The organism is Verrucosispora sp. SN26_14.1 (assembly GCF_004307965.1).
GTDB lineage: Bacteria > Actinomycetota > Actinomycetes > Mycobacteriales > Micromonosporaceae > Micromonospora.
On sequence record NZ_SISL01000449.1, the window covers coordinates 1 to 4,769 of the forward strand.

At 71.9% G+C, this 4,769-nt stretch carries 6 protein-coding genes; all 6 read right to left on the reverse strand.

The window, feature by feature from the left end; translation table 11 throughout:
- On the reverse strand, positions 1-494 hold a 494-nt coding region (gene cmk / locus EYA84_RS26730), incomplete at its 3' end, for a (d)CMP kinase (RefSeq protein WP_131056469.1).
- A gap of 159 nt (positions 495-653) precedes the next feature.
- Entirely contained in the window at positions 654-1,424 is a 771-nt protein-coding gene (locus EYA84_RS26735; RefSeq protein ID WP_131056471.1) for a pseudouridine synthase, read from the reverse strand.
- Positions 1,411-2,325: an SMC-Scp complex subunit ScpB gene (gene scpB, locus EYA84_RS26740; RefSeq protein ID WP_131056473.1), complete on the reverse strand. Its 915-nt coding sequence runs from the start codon at positions 2,323-2,325 to the stop codon at positions 1,411-1,413. The genes EYA84_RS26735 and scpB overlap by 14 nt, the downstream gene beginning before the upstream one ends.
- Positions 2,322-3,323 carry a segregation and condensation protein A gene (locus tag EYA84_RS26745; protein ID WP_394347619.1) on the reverse strand — a complete coding sequence of 334 codons (1,002 nt, stop codon included), beginning with the start codon at positions 3,321-3,323 and terminating at the stop codon, positions 2,322-2,324. Before EYA84_RS26745 ends, scpB begins: the two co-directional genes overlap by 4 nt.
- 44 nt (positions 3,324-3,367) lie before the next feature.
- Positions 3,368-4,291, reverse strand: coding sequence for a ParA family protein (locus EYA84_RS26750; protein WP_117230487.1), 924 nt, complete (start codon positions 4,289-4,291; stop codon positions 3,368-3,370).
- 230 nt (positions 4,292-4,521) lie between these two features.
- Positions 4,522-4,769 (reverse strand): tyrosine-type recombinase/integrase (locus EYA84_RS26755; RefSeq protein ID WP_153227118.1); only part of this gene is annotated, 248 nt, incomplete at its 5' end.

The following is a 4,769-nucleotide window of genomic DNA, read 5'->3' on the forward strand; positions in this document are numbered from 1 at the left end:
GCGCTGCGGCGCGCGGCGCGGGCCGCCGCCGAGGCGGTGAGGTAGACCTTGAGGTCGGCGTCGGGGGCGACCACGGACCCGATGTCGCGGCCCTCGACCACGATCCGGCCCGCCTTGGCGATCATGTCGCGCTGCCGGGCCACCAGCAGCGCCCGGACCGCCGGCACGGAGGCCACTGCGGACACGGCGGCGGTCACCTCGGGACCCCGGATCTCGGCCTCGACGCCCACGCCGTCGGCGGTCACGCCGTACCCGGTGGGGTCGGTGCCGATCCGCAGGTCGACCTCGGCGGCGACCTTGCCGACCGCCTCGGCGTCGGTCAGGTCGACGCCGGAGCGCAGCACCGCCCAGGTGATCGCCCGGTACATCGCGCCGGTGTCGAGGTAGCGGGCGGTGAGGCTCGCCGCCAGCCGCCGGGAGACGGTGGACTTACCCGAACCGGACGGCCCGTCCACAGCCACCACACAGCGCCCAGCCGGTACGTTTTCCTCCACCGTTGTCCTCCTCAGCCCGTACCCCGCGATCCGCCTCATCGGCGGACGCGAGCGGTTGCCCACACAGCTTCCATCATGCCCGGCGCCGTGGCGCACGGCCCGCCGGCCCTGCCCCGGGCCGCCAGGAGCCTACCGTCAGCGGTACCCGCCAGCGCGGGGTCAGTCACTCACGGCCTTGAACAGGGCCGCGACCTCCGCGTTGGTCAGCCGCCGCGTGCGCCCGGGACGCAGGTCGCCGAGCCGGATCGGCCCGATGGAGGTACGCACCAGCCGGCTCACCGGGTGTCCGACCTCGTCGAGCAGACGCCGGACGATGTGTTTGCGGCCTTCGTGCAGGGTCAGTTCGACCTGGGCGGTACGTCCCAGACTGCCCACCACCCGGAACGAGTCCACGGTGACCGGGCCGTCCTCCAGCTCGATGCCGGCGGCGAGGCGCTTGCCGAGGTTGCGCGGGATCGGCCCGGCCACCTCACACAGGTACGTCTTGGCCACCCCGTAGGAGGGGTGCATCAGCCGGTGGGCCAGGGTCCCGTCGTTGGTGAGCAGCAGCAGGCCCTCGCTGTCCGCGTCGAGCCGCCCGACGTGGTAGACACGCTGCTCGACCCGGTTGCCGACGAAGTCGGCGAGCGCGGTGCGCCCCTTCTCGTCGGCCATCGTGGAGACCACGCCACGGGGCTTGTTCAACGCCAGGTACACCAGTCGGGTGTCGGCCACCAGCCGCTCGCCGTCGACGTGGATGACGGATGTGGTCGGGTCGACCTTGTCGCCGAGCTGGGCCACCCGCCCGTCGACCGTCACCCGCCGACGGAAGATCAGGTCTTCGCAGGCACGCCGGGACCCGACGCCCGCCGCGGCGAGCACCTTCTGGAGGCGTTCCGGGCCGGTGTAGACGGGGGCGTCGGGGCGGGGGGTGCGGTCATCGCGCGGCATCGGCAAGCTCTTCTACGTCGTCGGGGAGGAACGGGGCCAGGGGCGGCAGGTCGTCGAGGCTGTTCAGGCCGAGCTTCTCCAGGAACATCGTGCTCGTCCGGTACAGATAGGCCCCACTGTCCGACTCGGTGCCGCACTCCTCGATCAGCCCACGGGTCACCAGGGTACGGATCACCCCGTCGCAGTTGACGCCCCGGATGGCCGATATCCGCGACCGGGTCACCGGCTGCCGGTACGCCACCACCGCGAGGGTCTCCAGCGCGGCCTGGGTCAGCCGGACCGACTGCCCGTCGAGGACGAACCGTTCCACGTAGGTGGCGTATTCCGGCCGGGTGTAGAGCCGCCACCCGCCGGCCGCCCGGCGCAGCTCGAACCCGTGCCCGGCGGCGGTGTAGCCCGTGGCGATCTCGTCCAGCATCGGGCCGACCCGCTCGGCGGGCTGTTCGAGGATCTGGGCCAGCGTCAGCTCGCTGACGGGTTCGTCCACCACCAGCAGGATCGCCTCCAGCGCCCCGCGGAGTTCGGCGTCGTCGAGGACCGGCGGCGGCTCCGGCACCACCCGCGTCCGCCCACCCCGCTGCCTCCGCCCCGCCCCCTCCTCCGCGATCTTGGCACCCGGCGACCCCTCCAGGGGCACCTCCGCACCGAGATCCCCGGCAGCCCCGAGTTCGGGGGCGGGATCCGCAGGTTCGGCCGATTCGACGGCTGCGGGTGCGGTGAGCTGGGCGGATTCCGGGGCAGCAGGTTCGGGCTCCGCGCGATCGGGCTCGACGGGCTCAGCCTCGACGGGATCAGGGTCGGCCGGGTCCGGGGCGACGGATTCGGGGGCGGAGCGCTGCCAGGGCGGGACCCAGGCGGCGGCCTGATCGGCCAGCGAGTCCCGGCGTTCCTCGTTACTCATCCGGCGCGCTCCTCCGTCGTTGCCGCCTCGTCCGTCGACACACCGGACGCCGTCGACGCCGCACCGGACGCGGTCGTCGGCGCACCGGACCCGGGGGCCACCTCGTCCGGGTTGCCGGCGTACTCGTCGATGGTGAGGGCCGGACTGCCGTCGGCGGGACCGGTCCAGCGTACGGTCAGCTCCTCCAGCGCCTGCTCCTGCACGAAGGCCACCACACCCTGCCGGTACAGCTCCAGCAGCGCCAGGAACCGGGCGACCACCTCCAGGGTGGCCTCGCAGTCGGCGCAGAGCAGCGAGAAGGTGGCGGTGCCGGCGCGGCGCAGCCGTTCACTGATGATCGCGGCGTGTTCCCGGACGCTGACCCGCACCATGTGCACGTGGGCGATGGAGACCTCGGGCACCGGCTTCGGGGTCATCGCCCTGACGGCGAGCTTGAGCAGTCGCTGCGGGCCGATGCCGAGCACCAGGTCGGGCAGGGCATCGGCGTAGCGGGCCTCCAGGGTGACCGCGCGCGGATAACGGCGTCCGCCGACCTCCTCCAGCACCGCGATGTGCGCCGCCGCCTCCTTGTACGCCTTGTACTGCAACAGTCGGGCGAAGAGCAGGTCCCGCGCCTCCAACAGCGCCAGGTCCTCCTCGTTCTCCACCTCGGCCGAGGGCAGCAGCCGGGCGGCCTTGAGGTCGAGCAGGGTGGCGGCGATCAGCAGGAACTCGCTTGCCTCGTCCAGGTCCCAGTCGTCGCCCATGGCCCGGATGTACGCGATGAACTCGTCGGTCACCTGGTGCAGGGCGACCTCGGTGACGTCGAGTTTGTGCTTGCCGATCAGTTGCAGCAGCAGGTCGAACGGGCCGGTGAAGTTGTCCAGCCGGACCGTGAACTTGCCGGTGTCCGCAGCGTCGTCCGCAACGACGACCGGGGTCTCCTCCGGCGCGCCGGATTCCGTCACCGCGAGCGGATGCTCCGGCGCGGTGGTCGGGTCGGCTGGCGGCGCGCTCACGCCGACGACCGTAGTCCACGGCCTGGACACCGATGGTTACCGGCCTACCGCTCCGCCTGCGCGGCGATCACCTCGCGGGCCAACTGACGGTAGTTGCGGGCCCCCGAGGAGGCCGGGTCGAGCGTGGTGATCGGGGCACCCGCGACGGTCGACTCGGGGAACTTCACCGTCTTGGTGATCACCGTCTGGTAGACCTTGTCGCCGAACGCCTCCACCACCCGCTGGAGCACCTGCCGGCAGTGCGTGGTGCGGCTGTCGTACATGGTGGCGAGGATGCCTTCCAACTCCAGGTCGAAGTTGAGCCGCTCGCGCACCTTGTCGATGGTGTCCAGCAGCAGGGCGACACCACGCAGGCTGAAGAACTCGCACTCCAGCGGGATGAGGACGCCGTGCGCCACGGTCAACGCGTTGATCGCCAGCAGGCCGAGCGAGGGCTGGCAGTCGATCAGGATGTAGTCGTACTCCTTGCGGACACTTCTGAGCACGCGGGCCAGAGCCATCTCGCGGGCGACCTCGTTGACCAGCTGTATCTCGGCGGCGGAGAGGTCGATGTTGGCCGGCAGCAGGTGCAGCCCGGCCACGTCGGTCTTGATCAGGACGTCCTCGGCGGTGACGTCGTCCTGCATCAGCAGGTTGTAGACCGACAGGTCGAGGTTGTGCGGGTTGACGCCCAGCCCGACCGAGAGGGCGCCCTGCGGGTCGAAGTCGACCAGGAGCACCTTGCGGCCGTACTCGGCGAGCGCGGCGCCGAGGTTGATGGTGGTCGTGGTCTTGCCGACGCCACCCTTCTGGTTGGCCATCGCGATGATCCGCGCCGGGCCGTGCCGGTCCGTGGGCATCGGCTCGGGGATGGGCTTGCGCATCGTGTAGGCGGCCGGGTCGGCCGGACCCAGGTCCGAGCCGAGCGCGTTCTGCTGTTCGCGGAGCTCCGACGTCCAGGTCTCGGCACGGTCACCGTTGCCAGCCATGTCCTCGTTGCCCCCTCCCGACGACCATCTGGCGTCGGAGCCGCCCGACGTCCTTCGCGGCGCCGCTGCGCACCCCGGTCATCCCGCCGCCAGGCCGCGCCGATCCCGACTGTACGCCACCGACGAGCAGGGCGTTCACTACCCGCTCGGCGTGTCGGGCGGTGGTACCGACCGGTGCCGTCCCGCCCCACCTCCACCGGCCAGGCCGGCGGCGTTTCCCGCGCCTCGGGTCAGTGCAGGGCACGCGGGTGCGCGGTGGCGTAGACCTCACGCAGCCGGTCCACGGTCACCAGCGTGTAGACCTGCGTGGTGGTGACCGAGGCGTGGCCGAGCAACTCCTGCACCACCCGGACGTCGGCGCCGCCGTCGAGCAGGTGGGTCGCGTACGAGTGTCGCAGGGTGTGCGGGGAGACCGCCTCAGACCCCTCCACCGGCAGGCCGGCCCGGGCGGCGGCGCGACGCAGCACGGTCCAGGCGC

Coding starts and splice junctions, on each gene's coding strand:
- EYA84_RS26735 (WP_131056471.1), bottom strand. CDS start 1,424: ATGCCGCGCGATGACCGCACCCCCCGCCCCGACGCCCCCGTCTACACC.
- scpB (WP_131056473.1), bottom strand. CDS start 2,325: ATGAGTAACGAGGAACGCCGGGACTCGCTGGCCGATCAGGCCGCCGCC.
- EYA84_RS26750 (WP_117230487.1), bottom strand. CDS start 4,291: ATGGCTGGCAACGGTGACCGTGCCGAGACCTGGACGTCGGAGCTCCGC.